23 protein-coding genes are annotated in these 25,618 nt (G+C 62.5%); 8 read left to right on the top strand and 15 right to left on the bottom strand.

All coding sequences use genetic code 11. The features are described from left to right. Window positions 1–40: 40 nt before the first annotated feature. The 8 genes from ileS to ACR0DO_RS09880 form a co-directional block, all read right to left on the bottom strand. Window positions 41–3,022: an isoleucine--tRNA ligase gene (gene ileS / locus ACR0DO_RS09915; RefSeq protein ID WP_480558353.1), complete on the bottom strand. Its 2,982-nt coding sequence runs from the start codon at window positions 3,020–3,022 to the stop codon at window positions 41–43. 164 nt (window positions 3,023–3,186) lie between these two features. Beyond that, window positions 3,187–5,880 (bottom strand): DUF2339 domain-containing protein, encoded by a 2,694-nt coding sequence (locus tag ACR0DO_RS09910; protein WP_480558351.1) that lies wholly within the window; start codon window positions 5,878–5,880, stop codon window positions 3,187–3,189. A 91-nt stretch (window positions 5,881–5,971) separates the two neighbouring features. Further along, window positions 5,972–6,451, bottom strand: a complete 480-nt coding sequence (locus ACR0DO_RS09905) for a DUF2269 family protein (protein ID WP_480558576.1) — start codon at window positions 6,449–6,451, stop codon at window positions 5,972–5,974. Next, the gene (locus tag ACR0DO_RS09900; protein WP_480558349.1) at window positions 6,451–7,773 is read right to left on the bottom strand and encodes an SDR family oxidoreductase; all 1,323 of its coding nucleotides are present in this window, start codon (window positions 7,771–7,773) and stop codon (window positions 6,451–6,453) included. Before ACR0DO_RS09900 ends, ACR0DO_RS09905 begins: the two co-directional genes overlap by 1 nt. Window positions 7,774–7,851: 78 nt before the next feature. Further along, window positions 7,852–8,562 carry a VIT1/CCC1 transporter family protein gene (locus tag ACR0DO_RS09895; protein ID WP_170445471.1) on the bottom strand — a complete coding sequence of 237 codons (711 nt, stop codon included), beginning with the start codon at window positions 8,560–8,562 and terminating at the stop codon, window positions 7,852–7,854. 54 nt (window positions 8,563–8,616) lie between these two features. Beyond that, the gene (locus ACR0DO_RS09890; protein ID WP_480558347.1) at window positions 8,617–9,606 is read right to left on the bottom strand and encodes a YcjF family protein; all 990 of its coding nucleotides are present in this window, start codon (window positions 9,604–9,606) and stop codon (window positions 8,617–8,619) included. After that, window positions 9,599–10,054 carry an N-acetyltransferase family protein gene (locus tag ACR0DO_RS09885; protein ID WP_480558346.1) on the bottom strand — a complete coding sequence of 152 codons (456 nt, stop codon included), beginning with the start codon at window positions 10,052–10,054 and terminating at the stop codon, window positions 9,599–9,601. The genes ACR0DO_RS09890 and ACR0DO_RS09885 overlap by 8 nt, the downstream gene beginning before the upstream one ends. Further along, the gene (locus ACR0DO_RS09880; RefSeq protein ID WP_480558345.1) at window positions 10,051–11,463 is read right to left on the bottom strand and encodes a YcjX family GTP-binding protein; all 1,413 of its coding nucleotides are present in this window, start codon (window positions 11,461–11,463) and stop codon (window positions 10,051–10,053) included. The genes ACR0DO_RS09885 and ACR0DO_RS09880 overlap by 4 nt, the downstream gene beginning before the upstream one ends. Before the next feature lie 107 nt (window positions 11,464–11,570). Here ACR0DO_RS09880 and truA point away from each other — a divergent pair, with 107 nt between their 5' ends. Continuing rightward, complete coding sequence (truA, locus tag ACR0DO_RS09875; RefSeq protein WP_480558343.1) at window positions 11,571–12,338, top strand: tRNA pseudouridine(38-40) synthase TruA; 768 nt, start codon at window positions 11,571–11,573, stop codon at window positions 12,336–12,338. Here the strand turns inward: truA and ACR0DO_RS09870 are convergent. The 3 genes from ACR0DO_RS09870 to ACR0DO_RS09860 all read right to left on the bottom strand — a co-directional run bounded on the left by ACR0DO_RS09870 (window position 12,335) and on the right by ACR0DO_RS09860 (window position 14,767). Continuing rightward, window positions 12,335–13,255 carry a nickel/cobalt transporter gene (locus tag ACR0DO_RS09870; RefSeq protein ID WP_480558341.1) on the bottom strand — a complete coding sequence of 307 codons (921 nt, stop codon included), beginning with the start codon at window positions 13,253–13,255 and terminating at the stop codon, window positions 12,335–12,337. The two genes, truA and ACR0DO_RS09870, sit on opposite strands and share 4 nt — an antisense overlap. Continuing rightward, window positions 13,240–13,887, bottom strand: coding sequence for a DUF1007 family protein (locus ACR0DO_RS09865; protein ID WP_480558339.1), 648 nt, complete (start codon window positions 13,885–13,887; stop codon window positions 13,240–13,242). The genes ACR0DO_RS09870 and ACR0DO_RS09865 overlap by 16 nt, the downstream gene beginning before the upstream one ends. Before the next feature lie 73 nt (window positions 13,888–13,960). Continuing rightward, entirely contained in the window at window positions 13,961–14,767 is an 807-nt protein-coding gene (locus ACR0DO_RS09860) for a thioesterase family protein (RefSeq protein WP_480558337.1), read from the bottom strand. Window positions 14,768–14,903: 136 nt separating this feature from the next. Here ACR0DO_RS09860 and ACR0DO_RS09855 point away from each other — a divergent pair, with 136 nt between their 5' ends. Continuing rightward, window positions 14,904–15,839, top strand: coding sequence for a 2-hydroxyacid dehydrogenase (locus ACR0DO_RS09855; protein ID WP_480558335.1), 936 nt, complete (start codon window positions 14,904–14,906; stop codon window positions 15,837–15,839). 7 nt (window positions 15,840–15,846) lie between these two features. Here ACR0DO_RS09855 and ACR0DO_RS09850 read toward each other — a convergent pair whose 3' ends face one another. Further along, window positions 15,847–16,203, bottom strand: coding sequence for a hypothetical protein (locus ACR0DO_RS09850; protein WP_480558333.1), 357 nt, complete (start codon window positions 16,201–16,203; stop codon window positions 15,847–15,849). Between the two features lie 175 nt (window positions 16,204–16,378). Between ACR0DO_RS09850 and ACR0DO_RS09845 the strand changes: the two genes are divergently transcribed. From ACR0DO_RS09845 to ACR0DO_RS09835, 3 genes are all read left to right on the top strand, one after another. Beyond that, the gene (locus tag ACR0DO_RS09845) at window positions 16,379–17,212 is read left to right on the top strand and encodes a bifunctional allantoicase/(S)-ureidoglycine aminohydrolase (RefSeq protein WP_480558331.1); all 834 of its coding nucleotides are present in this window, start codon (window positions 16,379–16,381) and stop codon (window positions 17,210–17,212) included. An 89-nt stretch (window positions 17,213–17,301) separates the two neighbouring features. Continuing rightward, window positions 17,302–17,625: a hypothetical protein gene (locus ACR0DO_RS09840; RefSeq protein ID WP_480558329.1), complete on the top strand. Its 324-nt coding sequence runs from the start codon at window positions 17,302–17,304 to the stop codon at window positions 17,623–17,625. 54 nt (window positions 17,626–17,679) lie between these two features. After that, complete coding sequence (locus ACR0DO_RS09835) at window positions 17,680–18,666, top strand: type I glyceraldehyde-3-phosphate dehydrogenase (protein ID WP_480558327.1); 987 nt, start codon at window positions 17,680–17,682, stop codon at window positions 18,664–18,666. Window positions 18,667–18,767: 101 nt separating this feature from the next. Here ACR0DO_RS09835 and ACR0DO_RS09830 read toward each other — a convergent pair whose 3' ends face one another. Next, complete coding sequence (locus ACR0DO_RS09830; RefSeq protein ID WP_480558325.1) at window positions 18,768–19,256, bottom strand: ureidoglycolate lyase; 489 nt, start codon at window positions 19,254–19,256, stop codon at window positions 18,768–18,770. Next, the gene (puuE, locus tag ACR0DO_RS09825) at window positions 19,253–20,671 is read right to left on the bottom strand and encodes an allantoinase PuuE (protein ID WP_480558574.1); all 1,419 of its coding nucleotides are present in this window, start codon (window positions 20,669–20,671) and stop codon (window positions 19,253–19,255) included. Before puuE ends, ACR0DO_RS09830 begins: the two co-directional genes overlap by 4 nt. 161 nt (window positions 20,672–20,832) lie before the next feature. On the opposite strand from puuE, the gene uraH reads away from it, so the two are divergent. Further along, the gene (gene uraH, locus ACR0DO_RS09820; protein ID WP_480558323.1) at window positions 20,833–21,189 is read left to right on the top strand and encodes a hydroxyisourate hydrolase; all 357 of its coding nucleotides are present in this window, start codon (window positions 20,833–20,835) and stop codon (window positions 21,187–21,189) included. A gap of 207 nt (window positions 21,190–21,396) precedes the next feature. Here the strand turns inward: uraH and ACR0DO_RS09815 are convergent, their stop codons facing one another. Then, window positions 21,397–22,317: a LysR family transcriptional regulator gene (locus ACR0DO_RS09815; RefSeq protein WP_480558321.1), complete on the bottom strand. Its 921-nt coding sequence runs from the start codon at window positions 22,315–22,317 to the stop codon at window positions 21,397–21,399. 96 nt (window positions 22,318–22,413) lie between these two features. Between ACR0DO_RS09815 and ACR0DO_RS09810 the strand changes: the two genes are divergently transcribed. Both ACR0DO_RS09810 and ACR0DO_RS09805 read left to right on the top strand, forming a co-directional pair. Next, on the top strand, window positions 22,414–23,637 hold the full coding sequence (locus ACR0DO_RS09810; protein WP_480558319.1) for a urate hydroxylase PuuD: 1,224 nt from the start codon (window positions 22,414–22,416) through the stop codon (window positions 23,635–23,637). A 144-nt stretch (window positions 23,638–23,781) separates the two neighbouring features. Continuing rightward, complete coding sequence (locus ACR0DO_RS09805; protein ID WP_480558317.1) at window positions 23,782–25,584, top strand: autotransporter assembly complex protein TamA; 1,803 nt, start codon at window positions 23,782–23,784, stop codon at window positions 25,582–25,584. The last annotated feature ends 34 nt before the right edge of the window (window positions 25,585–25,618 follow it).

Raw genomic sequence — 25,618 nt, 5'->3', positions numbered from 1 at the left:
GCAACGAAAAACCCCCGGCGTTTAAGCCGGGGGTCTGATCTTAGCTCAGCGCATCGTCGCAGCGTCCGCAGACGCCTTCGTGGGCGTGGCGGCCCACATCGGGAAGGATTTTCCAGCAACGCTGGCACTTTTCGCCCTCAGCCTTTTCGAATACCACCGCGACTCCTTCGATCTCCGGCACACGGAAGGCCTCGGCCGGGGCCGGGTCGCCAGTAACAGTCAGGCCAGAGGTGATGCACATGTCATCCACGTCAAAGGTCGCCAGCAGATCGCGGGTTTCCTGATCCTCGACATGCACGATCGGCGCGGCCTCAAGGCTGGAACCGATCACCTTGTCCTGACGCTGAACCTCCAACGCGGCGGTCACGGCGCGGCGCACGCGGCGCACTTTGGCCATGTAGGTTTCCATCACCTCGTTGCGCCAGTCGGCGGGCGTTTCCGGGAAGTCCACCAGGTGAACCGAGCTGTCGTCGCCCGGGAAACGTTCCAGCCAGACCTCTTCCATGGTGAACACCAGAACCGGGGCCAGCCATGTGGTCAGGCGGTGGAACAGGATATCCAGCACGGTGCGGGCCGCGCGGCGGCGCAGGCTGTCGCCGTCGCAATACAGCGCATCCTTGCGGACGTCGAAATAGAAGGACGACAGATCGACCGTGGCAAAGGTGAAGACCGCACTGAACACGCCCTGGAAGTCGAACGCGGCATAGCCCTTGCGGACCTGCTCATCCAGATCGGCCAGTCGGCTGAGGACCCAACGTTCCAGACGCGGCATCTCCTCGGGCGCGACGCGGTCGGCCTCGGTGAAATCGGCCAGCGAGCCCAGCATGAACCGCATCGTATTGCGCAAACGGCGATAGCTGTCGGCAGTGCCTTTCAGGATTTCAGGCCCGATCCGCTGGTCGGCGGTATAGTCGGTCTGAGCCACCCACAGACGCAGGATATCGGCGCCGTATTGCTTGACGACCTCTTCCGGCACGATGGTGTTGCCCAGCGATTTGGACATCTTGTTGCCCTTGGCATCCAGCGTGAAGCCATGGGTCACAACGTTGCGGTACGGTGCGCGGCCCTTGGTGCCGCAGGCCTGCAGCATGGACGAGTGAAACCAACCGCGGTGCTGGTCGGTGCCTTCCATATAGACGTCAGCAATCCCATCCTCGGTTCCATCTTCACGGTCGCGCAGAACGAAGGCATGGGTCGAGCCAGAGTCGAACCACACGTCCAGCACGTCGAACACCTGATCGTAGTCGTCCGGGTTGGCGATGCCGTCGAGAATCTGCTCTTTGAAGCCGTCGGTGTACCAGATATCGGCGCCGTCTTTCTCGAACGCCGCCTTGATGCGAGCGTTCAGGTCTTCGTTGCGCAGCAGGTAATCCGCATCGGTCGGCAGAGCCCCCTTCTTGGTAAAGCAGGTCAGCGGCACGCCCCAGGCGCGCTGGCGCGACAGAACCCAATCCGGACGCGCTTCGATCATGGAATACAGGCGGTTACGACCGGTCTGCGGGGTCCATTTCACCAGCTCGTCAATCGAGCGCAGGGCACGTTCGCGGATGGTATCGCCCATCTCGCCCATGCCATCGTTCAGCTTGCGGTCGACCGAGGCAAACCATTGCGGCGTGTTGCGATAGATGATCGGCGCCTTCGAGCGCCACGAATGCGGATAGCTGTGCTTGATCTTGCCACGCGCCAGCAGTCCGCCGACCTCGACCAGCTTGTCGATCACAGCCTTGTTGGCGTCACCCTCACCGCCCTTGCGGGACAGGATGAACTTGCCACCAAAGAACGGCAGATCGGCGCGGAAGCTACCATCGTCCATCACGTTGTAGGTGATGACCTGTTCCAGCATGCCCAGATCGCGGTAGAGTTCGAATTCCTCCATACCGTGCGAGGGCGCACAGTGGACGAAACCGGTCCCTTCGGTATCGGTCACGAATTCGGCGGCGCGGAAATCGCGGATGTCGTCCCATTCGCCATTGCCGCCCTCGGCCCCGGCCAGCGGGTGGGTCAGTTGCACGCCTGCAAGCTCATCCGTGGACACATCACGGACGCGGGTCCACTGGTCGTCGTTCAAGCGGGCGCGGCCCAGAACATCAGCGGCCAGATTGTCGGCCAGCAGGAACTTGTCGCCGACATTGGCCCAGCATTCATCGGGTGCTCCGGTGACTTCGTACAGGCCGTAAGAGATGTCTTTGCCGTACACGACCGCCTTGTTGGACGGCATGGTCCAAGGGGTGGTCGTCCAGATCACGACGAACGCGCCCACCAGATCAAAGGAAGGCATTGGAACCGACTCGACCGGTTCGTTTACATCTCCAGAAACCCGGCGAGTGGGGATGGTACCAGCACTTGCGACCTTGAACTTCACCCAGATGGTGAAGCTTTCCTTGTCGTGATACTCAACCTCGGCCTCAGCCAGAGCGGTCTTTTCGATGGGTGACCACATCACGGGTTTCGAACCCTGATAGAGCGTACCGTTCATCAGGAACTTCATGAACTCATCCGCGATCACAGCCTCGGCGTGATAGTCCATGGTGATGTAGGGATCGGGCCAGTTGCCGGTGATGCCCAGACGCTTGAACTCTTCACGCTGGATATCGATCCAGCCCTCGGCGAACTTGCGGCATTCCTGACGGAAGTCGACGACGTTCACTTCGTCCTTGTTCTTGCCCTTCTTGCGGTATTGTTCCTCGATCTTCCATTCGATCGGCAGGCCGTGGCAGTCCCAGCCCGGCACGTAACGCGCATCAAAGCCCATCATCTGATGGGAACGCACGATCATGTCCTTGATGGTCTTGTTCAGCGCGTGGCCGATATGCAGGTGGCCGTTCGCATAGGGGGGGCCGTCGTGCAGAGTAAAGGGCGCGCGGCCCTCTTTTTCGCGCAGGCGGTCATAGACGCCGATGGTCTCCCAACGCTCCAGCCATGCGGGTTCGCGCTTGGGCAGGCCGGCGCGCATGGGGAACTCGGTTTTGGGCAGGTTCAGCGTGTCTTTGTATTCAGGTGTCTGGATCGTGTCGGCGCACATTGGGGGCGTCCTTTGGATGATCTGGTCGTACTAGGATCGAAGCGGTCGGTGCGAAGTCTCAAACACCTTTGCCCGGCGTCTCAGAGGGTCAGAGCGCCGGGGATATAATTCGAATAATGATGGCCGTCCGGTCATGCATGGCCGCGCTTATAGGACGCCCGCGCCTAATGGTCCAGAGGGTTCGCCCCATGCGGCGAATGGCGCAGCTTGGCCCAACGGTTGAGCCACGCAAGGCCCGCCAGCGCAAGCCCCAACGCCAGCAGCGAGAATACCCGGATCAACCCTCCCAGCCCGGCGATATCGACCAGGAACACCTTGGCCACTGCCAGCCCGATCACAGCCAGCCCCGCCTTGCGCATCAGATCGGACCGGCGGGCCAGAGACTGGTAAAACAGCGCCGCGCCGATCAACAGCAAGGCCATGGTGTAGGTGTAAAGCTCGGGCTGGGTCACGCCGTTGCCCTCAAACATGCCCGCGGCACCCTGCCAGACATGACGGATTGTCAGGCCCAGCCAGACGGCGGCCAACAGACCGCTCAGCCCCCAGCTGGCGCGCTTCAGCCAAAGAGGCGTGGCTTGGATGCGCCAGACCGAGAACCCGATGGCCAGCGCAGGCAGCAGGTAAGCCACGGCCAGCGTGTTCAGCACCGGCGGGCCCAGAACCGGCGGCACGAGCGTACTGAGCAGCGGGTTCGCCTCGGTCAGCGCCTGCGCCAGCCTGAACAGGCCATGCCCGGCAAAGAACGCGGCCAAAAGATAGCGCGCATAGTTCAGCTTGCCGCCCAGTTCGAACCGCTGCACCTGTGCAAAGGCCAGCAGCAGCCAGATGATCGCCAGCAGACCCAGCCCCCAGTGACTGTTGGTGGCATTGCCTTCGCCAAAGCTCTGCAGCCAGCGTTCCAGCAGAAGCGACAGCAGGATCCCCCCGGTTGCCCAGGCCGCACTCTCCAGCAGCAACGTCGCCAGGGGGCGTTTCAACGGTCGGATCAGCAGCCAGCCAGCCAGGAACCCGGCGGTGGCCGCGCTGTAAACCAATGCCATCTCGGCCACCGGAGCTGTGCTGGCCCACACAAGACCCGGATTCAGGACCAGCCGCACGGTGACCGTGAACACTCCGGCCCAGATGAACCAGCTCATCGGCGGCAGGGTGAATTTGCGATCCAGCCCGGCGGCAACGACAACCATAACGACCAGAGCAATGGTCAGCGCCGCTGAACTGAGGACGATGACACAGGCGAAGGTCAAACAGGACAGCGCCGAAAGTGTCGCCAATGACGGACGCATCCGGTTGTCGCCGTCAACACGCGCAAAGCGTTCGGAAAAGACAACCATCAGCACGCCCAAAGCAATGCCGTGCAGCGCCCAGGGGTAGGCTCCGATGACTGCCGCCGGGTGCCAGCCGACCTCAAGCGCGATGGCGAGTGCAGGTCCAAAGACAGCGGCCGCACCGGCCCAGACGGCTGCAAACCTGCACGCCTGCATCGAGCGCCACGCTGCGGTGACGGAAATCACCGCGCCCAGAGCGGTCAAAATCGTGACCACCCACGGGTAATCTGCTTCGGCGGTCTCGGTATAGGTATCGGCGAACTGGCGCAGCACAACGCCATTGTCCCAACCGTGCATCAGGACAAACCAAATAAGGCCGAGCGCAGGTAATACGGTCGCATCCTGCAAGGCCTCTGCCCGCCTGCCCCACAGCATCAATCCAAGCGTCAGCCCCGCCAGCAGAACAACGCCCAGCCAAAACTCTGCCGGACTGTCGGCCCAGTGCACTGATAGAATGGCAGAACTTACGGCAACTGCGCCAAAACCCAGCCGGGCCGGAAATTCAGGCCACGCATCGCCCTTTTTACGACCGATGATCTGGCTGATCATCGCGCCGCCATGATCGGGCCAAACGCGCCGGACAGGGATGGCAATCGCAATCACCGCCAGCGCCGTGACGCAGATCAGGTAATCCGGTTCAGTCAGCGGCGAGGACAGCACCAGCAACAGGCAGGCAGTATACGCCCCAAACAGGGTCAGAACCGAGATCCACGCCCAGCGCCGCACCGTATCGATTCCCAGCCCCAACACGGCGATCACAAAGAAATAGGCGTACAGCCAGCTTAGGTCCTCGGAGGTTCCGCCAACGACGAAGGGGGCTGAAAAAGCTCCGATCAAACCGACGGCGGCCAGCAAGGGGCCGTGGAACCAGCCCAGGACCAGCCCCAGCAGCGCGACCACAACCATCGCGGCCAGCGCGGCCTCGGGGCCGATCAGGTCATAGAGCTGGCGCGCGGCCAGAATACCTCCGAACAGGGTAACAAGACCGGCGCCGGAGAAGACCGAGGGCAGATAGGCGGTGGCCGAGGTTTCGTCATCGCCGAACCGGCGGCGGATCACTTCCCCTGCAACGATCAGCGCGGCACCGAACAGCAAGGCCGCTGCCACGCGCGCAAACGGAGGCAGCAGCCCGTTTTCGACGCCATATTGCACCAGAAAAATCCCCGCCAACGCCAGCGACAGGGCCGACACCGCGTAAAACCAGTTCTCGCGCAGCCAGGTCGAGAGGGCGGCAAACCGATCCTCGCGAAACACAACGGCTGCGGGTGGGGACGGTTCGGCAGCAGGCTGGGAAGTTTGAGCCTTGGACCACGGGGCGGGCTTTGGCGTCTTGTCCGGCTTTTCCGTCGGTTTGCGCGGCTCGGATCGGGTTGGCGCAGGGCGCGCTTCGGGAACGTCTCCGCCCAGCGCGCGAAGTTGCTTTTCAAGCTGTTCGACCCGGCGGCGCAGGCGCGTGTGGCCGACAAGCAGAACAACGATGGCCACCGGTATGGCCAGCACGATCAATCCGACAAGAACAAGCAGGGATTCCAATGGGCTCTCCGAGTGGTTTCAACGCCAAGCTACCCGAGGCGCGCAGCGGGCAACAGTCAGAAACCCCACGATTTGCACGCAGATTCCCGAGCTATGTCCAACCAATCGTCGGGCGCGCGATCATCAGCCAGAGGATGATCAACACCGCCGCGAAAGCGGGAAACCCGCAGGCGAACCAGATGCGGAACAGGCGATGATAGGCTTGTGGCAGGGGCGCGGCGCGGTCAGCCGACGCCTGCGCCAGGTCGCGCATTCGAACCTGTATCCATACGACCGGAAGCCAGAACACCCCGGCCACTGCGTAAAGCGCTAGCGAGGCCAGCACCCACCCTTCGGTCAGAGGCCAGCCCAGCCGCCATGCCAGCAGGCCACCGGTGATTGGCTGGGCAACAACAGCCGTGGCCGTGAACACCAGATCGGCCAAAACCACCACTCCGGCGGTCTGCGCGATAAACCGGGCATCGCCCGAACGGTGCGCGATCAGCATGAAAAACGCGATCCCCGCGCCGGTGCCCAGCAGGACGCAAGCTCCGATGACGTGCAGCCAGCGCAGGATCAGGTCCGGGTCCATCAGCGGCTCTGCAACAGGGGCCATGCGATCAACGACAACGTCATCACCGGCAGTATCTTGATCAACGGGCCGAGCGGGTCGAGCCACAGGCCGGGAACGGTGAAACTGGCGGCCAGCAGGTAAATCAGAGCAACCGCAACCTGCGCCAGACAGACCCGCGCAGCCCAGGGCCGCCACAAGATGGCAAGCCCCAGCGCGATATCCACTAGGGACCAGAACAGGACGCTGGCCACGGCCATGGCCATGCTCCACTCGGCATCGGTCAGAAGGGCCGCGGCCCGGGGCAGGCTGATCAATCCGATCAGGCCGGATACCAGCCAGAACAGGCTAAGCACCGCGACAACCACAGGCATCAACAGCAACATCCGCGCGGTCAGCCGATGCTCACGTGAACAGGTCAGACCCGCATAGACCTGCGGTAATCCGGCCAGCGTCCGGCCCGTGGCCACACGGTAGGGCTCTGGGTCACCCACCACACCGTCGGCCATCACCGTCATCGCATTGCTGCGCAGGGGCGAGCGCCACCCCAAATGCCCCAGCCCATCTGCACAGGCCGAGATCAGGCCGATCACCATGCCCGGCACCGCCACCGTAACCCGCGCGTCGGGGAATCCCATCCATTTGCGGGTCTCCGCCAGCACATGAGACAATGGGGCCGGAGTGTCTTCGACCAGATCATAGTCCCCCTGCGGCAAGTCTTGCGCCACGGCCAGTACAACGGCGCGGCACAGGTCCTGCATTCCGACGCATTGAACAGGGGTGTCGGGATACGCGATGGGCTGCACCAAAGGCACCGCCGCCAGCATCCGCAACAACGCGGTGCCGCCATAATCCGATTGCCCGATCACCAGACCCGGTTTGAGTATACACAACGGAACGCCGCTGGCCCGCAACGCCGCATCCCCGGCGGCCTTGGTACGCATGAAATCGGTGTCGGCATCGGGTTCGGCCCCGATGGCCGATATCTGGACCACTGCAATATTCCTTTGCGCGCAAGCCTCGCCCAAAGCTGCAATGGCGGTGTGGTGAACGGCCTCAAGATCATCGGCCGGACCATCCTGCAATGCGCCCGCGCAGTTCACGACGCAATCAATGCCCCGCAGGTGGCTGTCCCAATCCTCGGGCTGCAAACAGGTCCGCAAATCACCTTGTATCTGCGGAATGCCCCCAAGAACCTGAGCCGCTGATTTCCCACTGCGCACAAAGGCCGAAACATGCGCGCCCTCAGCCCGCAGCGACCGCGTGACAGCGGCACCGATAAAGCCATAAGCCCCTAAAACCAGAACGTTTTTATGCGCAAGCTGCAATTGGCACTCGATCACTTGAACCTATTTGCAGCAGCCTAACCGCTGGTCGGGGATTGACCAGCCATATGCGCCACCCTGCGACAATCTTGGCCGTCATGGGTGAAACAGCGACCCGACAAGATAGGCGATCAACGCGGCGGCCCCGCCGATCAAAAAGGTCTCGAACCCGGATCGCCACCAAGGGGCCAGTGACCAGCGGCTCTTGAACGCGCCGATGGCAAAGAAAACACCCATGGTCATGCAGGCCGAGACAGCAAAGGCCTGATCAAGCGACAGAAGGAACGGCAGCAGCGGCACCATACCGGCAACGAGGAACGCGATGAAGGTGGCCATCGCGGCCTTGAACGGATGGGGATCGACACTGCCTAGCCCATATTCGCCCTCGACCATCAGGTTGATCCAGTTTTCGTGGTTGGCGGTGATCGCATCCGTTGCCTCGTCCAACACGCGGCCTGACAGGCCCTTCTGCGCCAGAATCTCGCGCACTTCACGGCGCTCACCGTCGGGATAGAGGTCGATATGGCGCTCTTCGATAGCGCGGATGCGGCGGATATTGTCCAACTCGGCCTTGGTGCCCGAGTAATTCCCCGCAGCCATGGAAAACCCGTCCGCCAGCACATTGGCCAGACCCAGCGCCACGATGATGAAGGGCGACAGCCCCGCGCCCGCGACCCCGGCCACGATGGCAAAAGTGGTCACCGAGCCATCGATGCCGCCATAGACCACATCGCGCAGCACACCCCGACCGGGCGGCGCGTTGATCCGCGCGACGATTTCCTGCTGGCTGTGTCCGTGATCGGTCATGGCTGGCTCCGGCTTTATATTGCGCACCAGCAGACCGGAGGACTTTGCGTCAGGTCAAGTTTTCGAAAACAACCCGCTGAGCGCCCGTTTGATCATCCCGCGCGTCGAGGGTTGGTGCCGATCGGAAAACGGCAGCGGACGGCAGACCTCCATCGCGGCAACGCCGACCCGCGCGCTGAGCGCGCCGTTCACCAACCCCTCGCCAAACCGGCGCGACAGTTTGCTGAGAACCGAGCCGCCCAGAACCGGCTCAAGCAGGTCATCGCCCACAGCCACGGCCCCGGTCGCCACCAGATGCATAAAGACCGCGCGTGTCAGGCGCCAACTGCCCAGAAACCCTGCGCGGCCACCGTAAATCTCGGCGACCCGGCGGATCATCCGCAGAGAGGCGGCCAACGCCGTCACCACATCCGCCAGCGCCAGAGGCACCAGCGCAGTCACAGTGGCGACCTGCCGGGCGGCGGCCTCGACCTCTCGGCTGGCGGCGGTGTCCAGCGGGGCCAGCAGTTCGTCTTCGGCCAGGGTCAGCAGAGTCGAGGCATCAAACTGCTCGCCCATCCGTTCGGCCAGACGGTCGCGGCCCCATTGGGTTTCGTCACGCCCCTTGTAGAACGCAATCAGACGGTTGGTGACCGCACGGGCCCGCGCCAGATCACCTTCGGCAAGAGCGACGTCGGCAGCGTGCCGCATCCCGTCCACGCGGGACAGCCGCCCGATGGCGGCCAGCTCTCGCAGGGCGATAATCAGGGCAACCAGAACAAGCGCCCCGATCAAACCGGTCACGACCCAGCCCAAAACAGGCGCGCGCAGCAGCAGCGAATTGACGAAGTCCCAGGCGGCAACCGAGATCACCGCGCCAATTACGGCCAGCGCCAAGCCCCAGAACCACCGCGACAGGGCCGAGGGTTTCCGCGCCGCCAGCCGCGCCGCCGTCTGCATCGCCTGCCCCTGCGGTGGAGCAAAATCGGGCACCGGCGGGGCCTGCGCCACGTCAGCTGCGGGTTCTTCCGCATCCAGATCGATCAGTACCGGACCTTTAGCCATCCGCCACCCTTTCCCTGCGCCAGACATATTTGATGTCCGGCAGGTTTTCATCATTGTCCGCCCCGCCGCTGCGGGCAACCTCGGCAAACCCGTTGCGTTCATAGAACCGGCAGGCGCCGGGATTGGCCTGAAACGCAAATAGCGAAAGCTCAGGCCGCCCGGTTTTTGCGTGATCCAGCAGACGCTGCCCGATCCCGCGCCCACACTCGACGGGCGTCAAATACAGGGAATGGACCTGCGTTCCGTTGAGCGCAAGAAAGCCTGTAACCGCGCCGTCATCCTCGGCCACGGTGACCCAACCCTGATCGATCATCCACCCGCAGAAAGCGATCGTTTCGGCGCGCGAATGCAGCACCGGCATCCAGTCGTTATCACGAGAGAACGCGTGCAGGATCTCTCCGATACTACCGGCATCCGTGCTGCGGGCGGGGCGGAGGGTGACGGTCACAGGCGGTCTCCGATCAGGAACTGCGCGGCGCGGTCCAGCCGGATATGCGGCGGGCCATCGCCCGGGCGCAGGGTCAGGTGCGCGGGCGCGAAGGCCATGAACCCGAAATCCTCACCCAGCCAGCTCTCAGCCCCGTTGCGGGCCGGTCCCAACAGATGGGCCGGGTCTTCGGGTAGTTCGCCGGGATAAAAGGCCGCCTGCTTGCCGTCCAGCAAAGTGCCACGCACACAAGGCAGATCAGCCCCGTTATGAGTGCGAATTTCCTCGGTCGTCGCCCGCAGCGCCGCCAGCGACAGCGCTGCCGTTTCCGCCCCGGCAAAGCTTGCGCGATCGCGGGCGTCGCGGGTCAGGGCCTCCATGATATGGGTCAGGCGGGGGTGCTGCGAGTGGTGAAGGTGATCAGCCTTGGTGGCGGCGAACAGGATGCGTTCGACCCGTTTGCCCAAAAGCAACTGAGCAAGCCACGCGTTGCGCCCGGGGCGGAAGGCCGCAAGGATGTCGGCCATCGCGCGGCGCATATCCTCGACCGCCTGCGGGCCTTTGTGGATTGCGCCCAGCGCATCGACCAGAACCACCTGCCGGTCGATCCGGGCAAAATGATCGCGGAAGAAGGGTTTTACCACCTGCGCTTTATAGGCTTCATACCGGCGCGCCATTTCCCGATGCAGGCTGCGCCGGGGTGCGTGGCCCTCGACAGGCAGAGGCGCAAAGGTCAGCACCGGGGACCCCGCCAGATCGCCCGGCAACAGGAACCGCCCCGGCGTGCAGTCATAGAACCCGGCCTCCCGCGCGGCGCTCAGATACGCGGCGAAGGTTTTCGCCAGCGTCTGCGCCGTGGGTTCGTCATGTTTTTCCGCTGGTTCAGCCGCCTTGGCCTGCGCCAGATATGGCTCTGCTTCGCCGCGTCCGGCGATACGCTCCAAGGTTTCTGCCGACCAGACCTCATAGGATTTGTCCAGCAAGGCCAGATCCAGCAGCCACTCTCCCGGGTAATCCACGATATCCAGATGAACGGTGCGCGGCCCCTGCAGGCCGGAAAGCAAACCCGAGGGGCGGGCCTTGAACGACAGGCGCAGTTCTGACACGGCGCGGGTGCTGTCGGGCCAGTGCGGTTGTGGGCCGGTCAGCGCGGCCAGATGGTTTTCGAAGTCGAACCGGGGCACGGTATCGTCGGGTTGCGGCTGCAGATAAGCGGTGTTGATCCGACCCTCTTGCTGCGCCACCAGTCCGGGCATCCGCCCCCGATCCAGCAGGTTCGCGACCAGTGAGGTGATGAACACCGTCTTGCCCGACCGCGCCAGACCGGTGACGCCCAGACGTATGACCGGCTCGAACAATGTCTCGGACACGCGGTCGCCCACGGTTTCAACGCCGCGCACAAGACTGTCTGCCAGGGATGAGATGACCAAACTGTCGCCCCGCTTTTTTCGTTTCGCTCAAGATAGGTAGAGCACGCGGCACTTGCCAGAGCTTTCCCGCTCTTGCCCCTTTTCGCGCAGCACGTTACCAGCGGCCCATGCCCAGATACGCGCTGAAAGTCGAATACCAAGGGGAACCGTTTGCCGGGTGGCAGCGGCAGAAGGAATTGCCGTCCGTGCAGGGGGCAATCGAACAGGCACTGTCGCGCATTCAACCCGGAGAGCATACCATCGCCGCCGCAGGCCGCACCGACGCAGGCGTGCACGCGCTGGGTCAGGTGGCCCATTGCGATCTGGTCAAGGACTGGGACCCGTTCCGCCTGTCCGAGGCGCTGAATTACCACCTCAAGCCGCAGCCTGTGGCAATCGTAAAGGCCGCGCGGGTGGATGACGACTGGCACGCAAGGTTCTCGGCGCTGGAGCGTCAGTATCTGTTCCGTATCCTGATGCGCCGTGCACCTGCAACCCACGACGCCGGACAGGTCTGGCAAATCAACCATCGGCTTGATGTCGATGCGATGCAGGCCGGGGCGGATATGCTGATCGGGCGGCATGATTTCACCACCTTCCGGTCTTCGATCTGTCAGGCGGCAAGCCCGGTCAAAACGCTGGATGAGCTGCGGGTCGAACAGGTTCAGGGGTTTTCCGGTCCAGAAGTTCATTTCCACGTCCGCGCGCGGTCGTTCCTGCACAATCAGGTCCGCAGCTTTGTCGGAACGATGGAACGTGTCGGCGCAGGGGCATGGACGCCCGAAGATGTGCGCGACGCATTGGAAGCTGCGGATCGGGCCGCCTGCGGGCCGGTATGCCCGCCGCAGGGCCTGTACCTGGCGCGGGTCGGATATCCGGAACCGGTGTTCGACTAGATCGCGCGCATCAGCAACCCACTGGCGATCACAACGATGATCAGCCCCGCCACCAGTTCGATGGTCGGGGCCAGCACCGAGGCAAACCGCGTGGCCGAGGCAGAGGCCAGCAACCCTCCGCGCAGTCCGAACGAGGTCCAGCCGACCAGAGTCGTGACCGTCGCCGTGCCCAACGCCATCGCAAAGGCGCCCGCGATGCCGACCAATGCGATGCCCATCTGCCACGTCAGGATCAGCACGAACAGAGCACCCGTACAGGGCCGCGCCGCAATGCCCGCGATCAGCATCATGGCCTCGCGCAGGCTGCCGACCTGAGCGACTTCCTCGGCCGTTGGCCCGTGGCGGTGGCCGCAATCGGAACAGACGCCATCATCGTGGTCATGATGGTGGTGATGCTCATGCTGATGCGCGGTTTCGGTCCGATGACGACGTGCAAAACTGCGAACAGACCGGACCACCAGCCAAAGACCAATCGCCGCAATGGCCGCATAGCTGATCGGGGCCATGACCTGCTCGGTCGTACCCACTAGGCTTTCGCGTGACATCTGAAAGATCAGGACCCCGGCGTAAACCAGCACAACAGCCGTCACCGCCTGACCCAGACTGGACAGCACACTGATCGCAGACAGGCGCCAGAACGCGACGCGGCGCCCCAGCCCGTAGCCTCCGATCAGCACCTTGCCGTGGCCGGGACCGATAGCGTGAAAGAAGCCATAGGCGAAACAGACCGTCAGCAGGGTCGCGACCGCCTCGGGCTGTTCAGCGCGGGCGGCACGCAAGGCGCGGGCAATCTGGTTCTGAAACTCGCGCTGCTCACCTGCGGCCCAGGCGGCCAAGCTGTCAAAGCCGCCGCTGCCCCAGAACCACAGCAGCAAGGCAATGGAGATGGCAACCGGAACAATCAGGTATTTGGACATGAAACGAAAATCTCGGTCGCAAAGCTCTCCCCGACCAGCGGGATATCGTTTTCCTCAAGATCGTAATCCGCGTCGAGCGTCAACAAAAACGCCTGCATCTGCGCCAGCTGACCGTCGATGTCGGGATCAATCCGGCTGATCTGGCAAGACGCGGGACCTGTCACCGTCACCGGACGGGTCACCTCGTAGGCGGTATAATAGGATTCGTCATAGGCTTTTGCCGTCAGCGCCGAAGCCGGCACGGCACCGCCTTCGACCGCGCGCAGATGGGACGAGACGATGCGCCCGTCCTCGGTGGTGGCCTGCGGCTCCAACGGTCCGGACAGGGTCACCGGAGCACCGTCCGCGAACAGGACCAGATCGCCGTTATACCCCTCCATCCATTGCGCATCGAAACCGGCCAGAAAACCCTGTTCGCTGTCCGTCAGAACACCGTCCGCATCCTGATCCAGCTTCATGTCTTCAAGGACCAGCAACGAGTAGAACTCATCATAGGCCCAGGTCACGCGCACATGGGTCAGCTGGCCGGAGTCGTCCACGATGAATTCCAACCCGGTGTCGATGAAGACATGCGGATGCGCCATTGCCGAAAACGGCAGGCAGCAGGTCAAAAAGGGTACGATCCAGCGCATGGGCGAAAGATAGGGGTTCGGCCCACGCCCGGCAATGCGTTTCACGGAAGGCATGCAGAAACCAGCCAAGGGATCAGGTTGGTGGAAACAGAATAATCGTTTGCAGGGCGGTGCCCACCGGTCCTTCGGTGTCATACAGCACCGATTGCGACATTCCGATCCCCGAGGGCTGCCAATGGCTGATCGACTCCGAGGCCAGCCAGTCCGACACCGGCTCACGATGAATCTGGACAGTCAGATCAGTGTTCATGAATCCCATCTCGGTCGTAGGTGCATTCCACGAAATGCCATTGCCGCAATCGGCCAGCGGGCATAGCGCCTGGATCGGTGACGGCGCCTCGCCCTGCAACAGGGCCGGGACCCGCATCCATACCGTCTTGGGACCCGCACCCTGATTGCCGCCTTTCGGATACAACACATCCGAGTGATTGGCGAAGCCGGGTAGATCATGGCGCACCTCGCCGATCGGGAACGGGCCGGTCACCGCGTCTTCCAACCGGGGCGGAGTCACCGTCACATTCGGAACCGGACCCAAATCGCGTCGCGCCAGATGCATGGTCGTGGCGGTGGCGCAGAGCCTGTCGTCCAGATCGTGCACCGTAACCCGCGTGGTTGCCAGCGTCTTGGTGTGGCGCGTGGTTTCCGCTGCCACACGCAGTCCCGCCAACGGTTGCGGCCGCAGCAGGTCGACCGTCAGACGAGTCAGCATCTTCTCGGGGCCGACCTCGGTTTCCGCTGCCCGCACGATCAGGCCGCTGACCGGACCCGCATGGCAATGATCGGCAGACCAAGGCCCACGCGCCGGATCGTTGCCGACAAAGGCACCGTCGTCGCGCAAATGGAAATAGGCCGGACGGCTCTGCTCTGATGTCCCGCTCATGAACTGCCTCAACGTTTTCTGCTCACCCGGTGCCAAGACCGGGCTTTACCTTCGGCCCGAGAATGACTTAGCTGCGGGGAAAATGTCCAGTTCGCTAACCGGGCATAGCGAAAATTGAAGCAGTGGGAGGTGCATCATGGCGTTGCTGATCGAAACCGGGGTGTCTGACTGGATCAGCGATCGCGATATTGCCCGCGATATCCAGCGGCTTTACCCCGGCGCGGATGTAAGGACACCGGACACCTTGGGCGATCCTGCCGACATCACCGTGGTTGCGGTGGTCAGGTTAAGCGACGACCACCCCAAACGCCTGCCCAACCTGCAACTGGTGCAAAAGCTGGGCGCCGGGGTCGAGACCATCGTCAGCAACCCCAACCTGCCGGACCATGTGCGGGTGGCGCGTTTGAAACCGGACGCGCCCGCACAGGAAATCGCCGAATGGTTCGTGGCCTATGTCCTGCGCCGCCAACGCCATATGGTCTTTCACCAAGCCGCCCAGCGCCGCGCGGAATGGCTGCCCAAGGCCCCACTTTATGCACCCGAAACGGTGGTTGGAGTTCTTGGGCTGGGCCATATCGGTGCGCGCAGCGCCCGGATGCTGCGGGCAGTCGGGTTTCAGGTCATGGGCTGGAGCCGGTCCCCCAAGCAGATCGACGGCGTGACCTGCCTGCATGGCGATGCCTCTCTGCCGGAATTGCTGGGGCAATGCGATCATGTCTGCGCGATCCTGCCCTCGACCCCCCAGACCGTCGGGCTGTTCGATGCCCGGCAACTGGCCGCGATGAAACCCGGCAGCCAGCTACTGAACGCCGGCCGGGGCGATTTGATCGACGAAACCGCGCTGATCTCTGCGCTGGACAATGGCGCACCCGGCCATGCGGTACTGGATGTGACATCAACGGAACCCCTGCCCTCGGACAGCCCGCTCTGGGCGCATCCGGGTGTCACCATCACGCCACATGTGTCCGGCTGGCATCTGGGCGAGGCTCTGACGGATGTGGGCGAGAACTTTCAGCGGCTGACCACCGGGCAAGCCTTGCTGCACGAGGTCGATAGGGCGCGCGGCTACTGATCGCGGATCAGGGTGTCAGGATCCAGTTGCCGCCCGCATCGCGGCAGCGGCGGGTCCTGACCTCTCGGGTTTGCTCCGCGCCTTCGGGCTGAATAAAGTGTTGCAGGTGAACGCAGTTATCCCGCACATCACGGACAAGGATCGTGCCTTTCGACCCGGTTGCGTCGTTTACCCAGGTGCTTTCTTCGCCGACGCGGGGTGTCGATCCGGTCAACATCGCATCCGCGGTCGCACTCACCACTTCGAAATCCGCAGGCGTCAGCCCCATTTCCGAGATAATTCGGGAAATCGGCTTGGCTTGGACGACCGTCGCCGCGCCAAGAATAACAACCGCTGTCAGAGTAGAAGAAATCCAGGCTTTCATGATCGCCTCGCCTTGCTGAAAAAGATTTGCATTCAAGACTATACCGCCCGTGAACCGGGGCCAAGCCCTGTTGGGCGACCTTCAAATTATCCCGAACAAACCTATCGCAACTCTGCCGCTAGGACCGGCGGGGCAATCCCCCCATAGTGCCCCAATCACCAAGCAGAGGCACCCGATGGCACACCCCACCTACTACGCGCCCACAGGCGGCCACCCCGGTCAGGATCAGCTTTTGACCGACCGCGCCATGTTCACCGAGGCCTATGCGGTGATCCCCAAAGGCACGATGCGCGACATCGTCACCAGCGCGCTGCCGTTCTGGGAAAAGACCCGGCTCTGGGTGCTGTCCCGCCCCCTCAGCGGATTTGCCGAGACCTTCTCGCAGTACATCATGGAGGTGCAGCCCGACGGCGGCAGTAACCGCCCCGAGACCGACCCTCAGGCGCAGGGCGTGCTGTTCGTTGTCGAAGGTGCGGTGACGCTGACACTGGCCGGTGAGGTGCACCAGCTGGACACAGGCGGGTATGCTTATATTCCAGCCGGTTCCGAATGGACCTTGCACAACAGCACCGATGAAACCGCCCGCTTCCACTGGATCCGCAAGGCCTATGAGACGGTCCCCGGCCTGCCAGCCCCCGATCCGATCATCACCAATGAACGCGACGTCACCCCTGTTGAGATGCCGGGAACCGAGGGCCGCTGGTCCACCACCCGCTTCGCAGACCCGCAGGATCTGCGCCACGACATGCATGTGAACATCGTCAACTTCGAACCTGGCGGCGTGATCCCTTTTGCCGAAACGCATGTGATGGAGCATGGCCTCTATGTGCTTGAAGGCAAAGCCGTCTACCGGCTCAACCAGGATTGGGTCGAGGTCGAGGCCGGCGACTACATGTGGCTGCGCGCCTTCTGCCCGCAGGCCTGTTACGCGGGCGGTCCGGGGCGATTCCGTTATCTGCTCTACAAGGATGTGAACCGGCACATGCCGCTGTCATTGCCCAACCGCTGACGCCAAACCGGCTTTTTCCGGCGCGGGGGTTCACAGAAGCGCCTTAATCTGGTGAAATAACACCGGTTTTTAGCACTGGAGATTGTTCAATGGTACTGCGCGGATCGATGCTGGCACTAGCAGCTGTAGTTGGCCTGACGGCCTTGGAGGCAACCCCCGTTGCCGCCAAAGAAGAAACCAAATCGGTATTCGTCATGAGCCGTACATGGGCCGTTACACAGGTCTCGGACGCTCCGGTCATGTATCGCGCAACCCGAGACAACAACAATCTGAACCCGTTTGGCCCGCCGCCGCGCCTGCGCACTATTCAGGCCATGGCGGCCATCCAGGCGGCGACCGGCTGCAAGCCGCTCCGGGCCAGCATGTATCAGAACATCTCGGGTCAGTTCTTTTCGCAGGTCAACTGCAACTGACCTCGGGTCGAAACGGGCATTGAGGTCGACGCAACCCGCTGCCATAGCTTGCGCATGAAACTCGCGATCAACGGATTCGGCCGGATTGGCCGCACGATCCTGCGGCAGCTGCTGGCTTTGCCGCCGGATAGTGATGTCGAGCTTTTGCTGATCAACGACATCGCACCGCTCGAAACCTGTGCTTACCTGTTCAAATACGACAGCACTTTTGGACCCTACCCCGGATCGGTCGAGGCCGGTGACGAGGCCTTGCAGGTTGACGGCCGTACCATCCCGGTCACCCACAGTCCGGACCTGTCCCGTGTCGATCTGACCGGGGTCGACGTTCTGATGGATTGCACCGGCGTCGCGCGCACCTCGGACGTGGCCGGTCAGGGGCTGACCGCAGGGGCGGGCAAAGTGCTGATCTCCGGCCCCTCACCCGCCACCGAGGTGACCATCGTTCTGGGTGCCAACGAGGACCAGTTGGGCAACGCCCGGATCGTATCGAACTCGTCCTGCACCACAAACGGGCTGGCCCCTCTGGTCAAGGTGCTGGACGGGATCGGAGGCATCGCCTCAGCCCATATGACGACGATCCACTGCTACACCAACAGCCAGCCCATGGTGGATGCCCCGCGCGGCGATCTGGCCCGGTCGCGCGCCGGGGCACTGTCCATGGTCCCCACGACCACCAGTGCAACGGAACTGATTGACGAGGTCATGCCCCACCTCGCAGGCCGCTTTTCAGGCGCAGCGGTACGCGTCCCAACCGCAAGCGTGTCCGCGGTCGATCTGGTCGCAACCCTGAACCGCGGCATGTCCGCGTCTGCTTTTGAGGCCGAATTGCGAACTGCCGTTGCGCAATCCGCTGTTCTGGGCTGGACCGATCACCCGCTGGTATCGTCAGACCTGCGGACCAGACCTGAATCGCTGGTCATCGCAGGCCCCGAAACGCGCATGGTCGGCGAAAATCAGGTTCGCATCTTTGGCTGGTATGACAACGAATGGGGCTTTTCGGCACGGATGCTCGACGTCGCCCGGCTGATGGCACAACCCTGACATCTGCACTACCGCAGCGGGCGGGCTTGCCCGCACGCTGCCCGGCCCAACGGGTCCCAAGCATCTCTGATGCGCCAGGGACCGGGCGGGAGGACCCGCCTCTAACCCGCCACAACCTCATAAGGTTCGTCGAACCAGACCTCTTCCAGATTGGCCCCCTCTCCTACCCGATCGACAACGGCAAACAGGCCCGGAGCATGCAACGGCGTCAGAACGCCGTGCCACGTCCCCCGGTGATAATTCACTGCCTGCCCGGGTGCCGTGACAAATGCCAGGGGCTCACCCGGCCGCCCGTCCACATTCGGCGCGACGATGACCAGAAACGGGTGCTGCGTCATCGGAACGAAGGCCTGACTGCCGTCGGGGTGCCGCTCGACCATATCCAGCCGATATGGCAAACTTCGCGGATTGGCATTGAACAGGCTGATCCCTGCGCGACCATCGGAAAAATCCAGCCCAGCGCGGTCATGGTATCGGCCACACTGCCCCTGATTGATGATCCTGTCCGGCTCACCCGCAACTTCCAGCACATCGCCAAAGGGCGCAAAGGCTTCGGCGGTCAGCGGCGCAGCGACGATCCGGCGGCTCATAAGGGCAACACGTCCCGCAAACGGAACTCGGCGATGCGTTCGACCTGACGGCAGGCTTCGGCAAACTCCGTATCCCGGTCCTGTTCGATCCGCCGCTGAAACGCCTGCAGGATCGACGCCTTGTCGTGGTCACGTACGGCAATGATGAACGGGAACCCGAATTTATCAGTATAGCGCTGGTTCAGCTCGGTGAAAGCGGCGCGCTCCTCATCCGTCAAAGCATCCAACCCGGCCGAGGCCTGCTCGGATGTGCTTTCCTGCGTCAACCGCTTGGCCTGTGCCAGCTTGCCCGCCAGATCCGGGTGCGCCGTCAACACGCCCAGCCGCTCCTGCTCAGAGGCTGCGCGAAACATGCGGGACAGTGCGTTGTGCATGCCTCCCGCCGTGTCATGGGCCGGGCCAAGCTCCAGATCAAAGGCACGTTCCGCAATCCAGACAGAGTGTTCGAAGATGCCACCATAAGCTGCGACAAACTCATCCCGCTGCATCTGCGATGGTTTCGGATGCGCCATCGGGGGATGTTGCGCCGCCCAATGCTCGGCAATTTGCAACCGCGTTGCGAACCAGACATCCGAAAACCCGCGCGCATAGTCCAGGAACCGCTTCAATGCCATCACGCGTCCGGGCCGCCCGATCAGGCGGCAATGCAATCCAATCGACAGCATCTTGGGTGCGCCCGCCTCCCCCTCGGCATAAAGCGCATCGAAGCTGTCCTTGAGATACGTGTAGAACTGATCCCCCGAGTTGAACCCCTGCGCCGTGGCAAAACGCATGTCATTGCAATCCAGCGTATACGGCACGATCAACTGATCCCGCCCGCCCGTCCGCATCCAATAGGGCAGATCATCGGCATACGTGTCGGCCACATATGCAAAGCCGCCCTCTTCAGCCACCAGCCGGACGGTGTTTTCGGAACAACGGCCGGTATACCAACCGCGCGGGCGCTCACCCACGACCTCGGAATGCAGGCGGATGGCCTCGGCGATCTGCGCGCGCTCTTCATCCTCGGACATGTCCTTGTGTTCGATCCATTTCAGACCGTGGCTGGCAACCTCCCAACCCGCCGCCTTCATCGCGGCCACCTGATCCGGCGACCGAGCCAGCGCCGTCGCCACGCCATAGACCGTGATCGGCACGTCCCGCATCAACCGGTGCAAACGCCAGAACCCCGCCCGCGATCCGTATTCATAGATCGATTCCATATTCCAGTGGCGCTGCCCGGGCCAAGGGGCCACGCCGACAACCTCGGACAGAAACGCCTCGGACGCGGCATCACCATGCAGGATATTGTTCTCACCCCCCTCTTCGTAGTTCAACACGATCTGCACCGCCAGCTTGGCCCCGCCGGGCCACTTGGCGTCGGGCGGGGTGGCTCCGTAACCGATCATGTCACGAGGGTATCGAGGCGGCTGCATGGCATCTTCCGTTCTGGTGCGTTTCATCAGCCTTAGACCAGAAACGCGCGGTTGATTATCAAACTAATCCGAACGCTGTTTCCGGTTCTTTCGGCATTTCCACTATTTAGAACTTTGCGCCAGACTGCGACAAAGCTAAAGGCAAATCAAAGGAGACCCCCGTGGCAGGTTACCTGACAACCCACGTTCTGGACACCGCACGCGGCTGCCCGGCCCAAGGACTGCGGATCGCCCTGTATGAAATCACCGGGGAAACCCGCCGCAAACTGGCCGAAACCGAGACCAATTCCGACGGCCGCACCAACAGCCCGATTCTTCCGCAAGAAGACTTCAAAACAGGCTCTTATGAGCTGGTTTTCTTTGCCGGAGACTACCTGCGCGCCACAGGCCAGGTCGCCGAAGACCCTCTGTTTCTGGATCAGGTACCGATCCGGTTCGGCATGTCTGACGCGGATGCGCACTACCACGTGCCCTTGTTATTGTCGCCCTATGGCTACTCAACCTATCGAGGCAGCTGAAGAAAACCCGCAAGGCTCCCGCCCGTCGGCTGCCCCTGCCGTGGCGCCTCCCGTTGGGCCGGGCGCCACGCCTTTCAGGCGTGTCGCAGTCCCGAGTTCCATTTCCTTTTTCGCGTCCTCCAGCGCGACCGCACCGCGGCTTTGCCGCGGTGCCCGGCCCAACGCTGTGTAGCGCCAGCAGGGCGCAAACAGGGGCGGGAGCCTTTGCTACCCCGAAGTTTCAGAACTCCGCACGACCTTGCCAATACGCGCGATCATGAAATCCATGAAAAGACGCGCCTTGGGATCCTGATGGCGACGATGGGTATAAAGACAGGCCATCTGCACCGGAACCGGAGGTGTTTCCGCCGCCACAGGCACCAGTCGCCCGGCCCTTAGATGTTCGGACACTTCGAATACCGGCTTCATTGCGATCCCCTGCCCCGACAGCGCCCAATCGGTCAGTACGTCCCCATCATCGCATTCGAACCGGCCCGACACTGCAAAGCGTTTGGGGCCCTCGGGTGTCTCCAACTGCCATTGGAACTCTGTCGCGCCCGGAAAGCGCAGGTTCAGACATTCATGGTTCCCCGCGATCAGGTCTGCCCCCGTCTGTGGCATCCCCCTTCGCTGCACATAATCGGGCGCCGCGCAAAGCACCCTTTGGCAGTCGGCAATCTTGCGGATGCGCAGGGTGCTGTCTTCGGGCTGACCAATGAAAAACGCCAAATCCAGCCCCTCGGTCGTCAGGTCTACCGACCGGTCCGTCAGGCGCAAACGCACATCAATCTCGGGATATTCCTCTAGAAAATCAGGCACATGCGGCGCCAACAACCTGCGCCCCACACCCAATGGCGCTGCAACAAACAGAGACCCGCGCGGCGCTTCGGTCAGGTGGACCACCTGTGCCTCGGCCTCATCCACGGCGTCCAGCACCGCGACCGCACCGGGATAGAACGCCCGGCCTTGCTCGGTCGGGCTGAGGTTGCGCGTGGTGCGCTGGAACAGGCGCACGCCCAGATGATCTTCCAACTGAGAAATCCGTGCCGAAGTCACAGCAGGTGAAATCCGCAAATCGCGGCCAGCAGCGGACATGCTGCCCAGATCGTAGACACGAACAAAAGTACGGATATTGTCGAGATAGGACATCTTATCGTTTTTTTTGATACAGTTTGACAATATACGGGAATACCGAAGAAAAGCCCGTTTGCCTAGTGTGGCGGTAACTTACCGGAGAGACCTCTCATGTTCGAATTCGCCGTGTTCTGGGATTGGATGGGTTTTGCCGTGCGCTGGCTGCACGTCATCACCGCGATCGCCTGGATCGGATCGTCTTTCTACTTCATCGCGCTGGACCTTGGCCTGAACCGCAACATCCCCGGCCCGGCGGATGGCGAGGAATGGCAGGTCCATGGCGGCGGCTTCTATCACATCCAGAAATATCTGGTCGCCCCCGAACGGATGCCGGATCACCTGACCTGGTTCAAATGGGAAAGCTATGCCACCTGGCTGAGCGGTGCCGCGCTGCTGATGATCGTCTATTGGGTCGGTGGAGAGTTGTATCTGATTGACGCGGAAAAGGCCGATCTGGCGCTTTGGCAGGGGATTCTGATCTCGGCCGCCTCGCTGACCGTGGGCTGGCTGATCTATGACTTCCTGTGCAAATCCGGACTGGGGGAACGCCCGACCCTGCTGATGGTGCTGCTGTTCGGACTGCTGGTGGTGATGGGCTGGGGCTATAACCAGATCTTCACCGGCCGTGCGATGATGCTGCATCTGGGGGCTTTCACCGCCACGATCATGACCGCCAACGTGTTCTTCATCATCATGCCGAACCAGCGGATCGTGGTGGATGACCTAAAGAACGGCCGCACGCCGGACCCGAAATACGGCAAGATCGCCAAGCTGCGATCAACCCATAACAACTACCTGACGTTGCCGGTCGTATTCCTGATGCTGTCGAACCATTACCCGCTGGCCTTTGCGACGGAATATAACTGGATCATTGCGGCGCTGGTGTTCCTGATGGGCGTCACCATCCGGCATTACTTCAACACCCGCCACGCCCGCGCCGGGAACCCGACCTGGACCTGGGCCGTCACCGCCATCCTGTTCATCGCCATCATGTGGCTGTCCACTGCGCCAATGTACAAACCGTTGGAAGAGGCCGAGGCGCAACCACTGACGCCCTATGAACAAAAATTCGCCGCCGCGGACGGGTTTGAAGACGCGCATGACGTCGTGCTGGGCCGCTGTTCCATGTGCCATGCCCGCGAACCGGTGTGGGAGGGTATTCAGTGGCCCCCCAAAGGGGTCCTGCTGGAAACCGAAGGCGACATTGCCCGTAATGCCAGACAAATCTACCTGCAGGCGGGCGTCAGCCACGCCATGCCGCCCGCCAACGTGACTTATATGGAACCCGAAGACCGCGAAACGATCATTCGCTGGTTCCGCAACGCCGGGTCCTGACCACAACAGGGCCGGAAATTCGGCGTTGTTTTCGATAAGTTCTTTCCCTGCGTGGAAACTGATGCTCTAACATGAATGCAATGAGCCGTCGCATTGCATAAAACGGCGAAATTGATTTCGACTTGGGGCAGTTGGAGCCATTCGATGCAGGGAAGCAGGCCAAAGGGCTTTGTGAAATATTGCCTTCTTGGCGTGATCACCGCCCTGCCTTCGTCTCTGGCCGCGCTTGAAACGACGCTGTCCGCACCCGGTGCTCCGAAAGCGCTGGTCGAACGCATCGAGGAAACGTCCTCGGTCGCGACCGCCGAAGACAGGGGGCTGGACACACCGCTGGAAATCCTCTCTGCCGCGTTGTCCGATTACCGCACCATCGTTCAGATCCTGTATGACGAGGGCTATTTCAGCCCGGTCGTCAGCATCAAGCTGGACGGGCAGGAAGCAGCGGACATGAGCTCGCTCACCGTGCCCAATGCGATCAACCGCGCCGTCATCACGGTAAATACCGGCCCGACCTTCAAGTTCGGCACCGCCATCGTTGAACCGGTTGCGCCGGGCACTGTCCTGCCCGAAGAGTTCGCCCCCGGCAAGCTGGCCACGACCGGAGCCATTCAGCAGGCGGCCTCGGCCGGGGTACAGGGCTGGCGCGACACCGGACACGCCAAGGCCGAGGTCGAAGGCCAAAAGGTCATCGCCCGCCATGCGCAGAAACGGCTGGACGCCGAGATCGATCTTGAACCCGGCCCGCGTCTGGTCTTTGGCAAAATGATCATCAAGGGCGACACGGATGTGCGTTACCGGTCGATTGAAAAAATCGCCGGGTTCCCCTCGGGCGAAGTGTATTCACCGGCGAAAATCCAGAGGGTCGGCACGCGGTTGCGCCGAACCGGTACATTCAGCGTCGTGTCGATCGAAGAGCACAAAACCCCTAACCCCGACGGCACGCTGGATTTCGACGCCACGTTCGAAGACATGCCCAAGCGCCGCCTGACCTTTGGGGTCGAGTTGGCCTCGAACGCCGGGCTGGACGTAACCGCGACCTGGACCCACCGCAACGTATTCCGCCGCGCCGAACGGCTGCGGTTCGAAGCCGCGCTGCGCAACATCGGCGGGTCCGAGGACCTGGACGGCCGGATCGGCCTGCGTCTGGATCAGCCCGACCGGCTGGGCCCGGATGACAACACTTTCTGGAGCGCCCTGCTGGAGCGGCGCAACACCGAGAACTACAACGTCTCGGTCGCGTCGCTGGCTTATGGTGCCCGGCGCACCTTTTCCGACCGGCTCTATGCCGAAGCCTCGGCCGGTTTCCAATGGTCGGATGCGGATGATGCCTATGGCAGCGGCCGAAAGTTCCGATATTTTATCATCCCGCTCCGATCGGAATGGGATGAACGTGACAGCAAGGTCAGCGCGACCCGTGGATTCTATCTGGACGCGCAAGCCATGCCGTTCGTCGGGTTTTCGGGTACGGACACAGGCATTCGGCTTTTCGCCGACGCACGCGCCTATACCAGCCTGAGAACGGGTGGGCGTATCGTTCTGGCCGGTCGCGCTCAGATCGGCTCGGTGATCGGGCCTTCGCCCAGCAATGTGACACCGGATTTCCTGTTCTTCTCGGGCGGTGCGGGAACCGTGCGCGGGCAACCCTTTGAAAGCCTGGGTATCCCGGTCAACGGAGGCGTGGCCGGGGGCAAATCCTTCGTCGGGCTGTCCGGAGAAGTTCGCGGAAAGATCACCGACGCGATATCGCTTGTCGGGTTTTACGATTTCGGTACCGTGGACACGTCATCTTTTATCGGCAGCGGTGCCGAGTACCATTCGGGCGCCGGACTGGGCGTCCGGTATGATCTGGGCGGGTTCGGCCCACTGCGTCTGGATCTGGCCTTGCCCATGCAGGGCGATACCGGCAGCGGTCTGCAATTCTATATCGGGATCGGACAGGCATTTTGATACGGCGCTACGCATATCCTGTTGTCACCTCGGT

Source organism: Ruegeria sp. AM9, assembly GCF_056540565.1.
The sequence above is the reverse complement of the archived record's forward strand: the minus strand, read 5'-3'. Positions and strand labels throughout refer to the sequence as shown.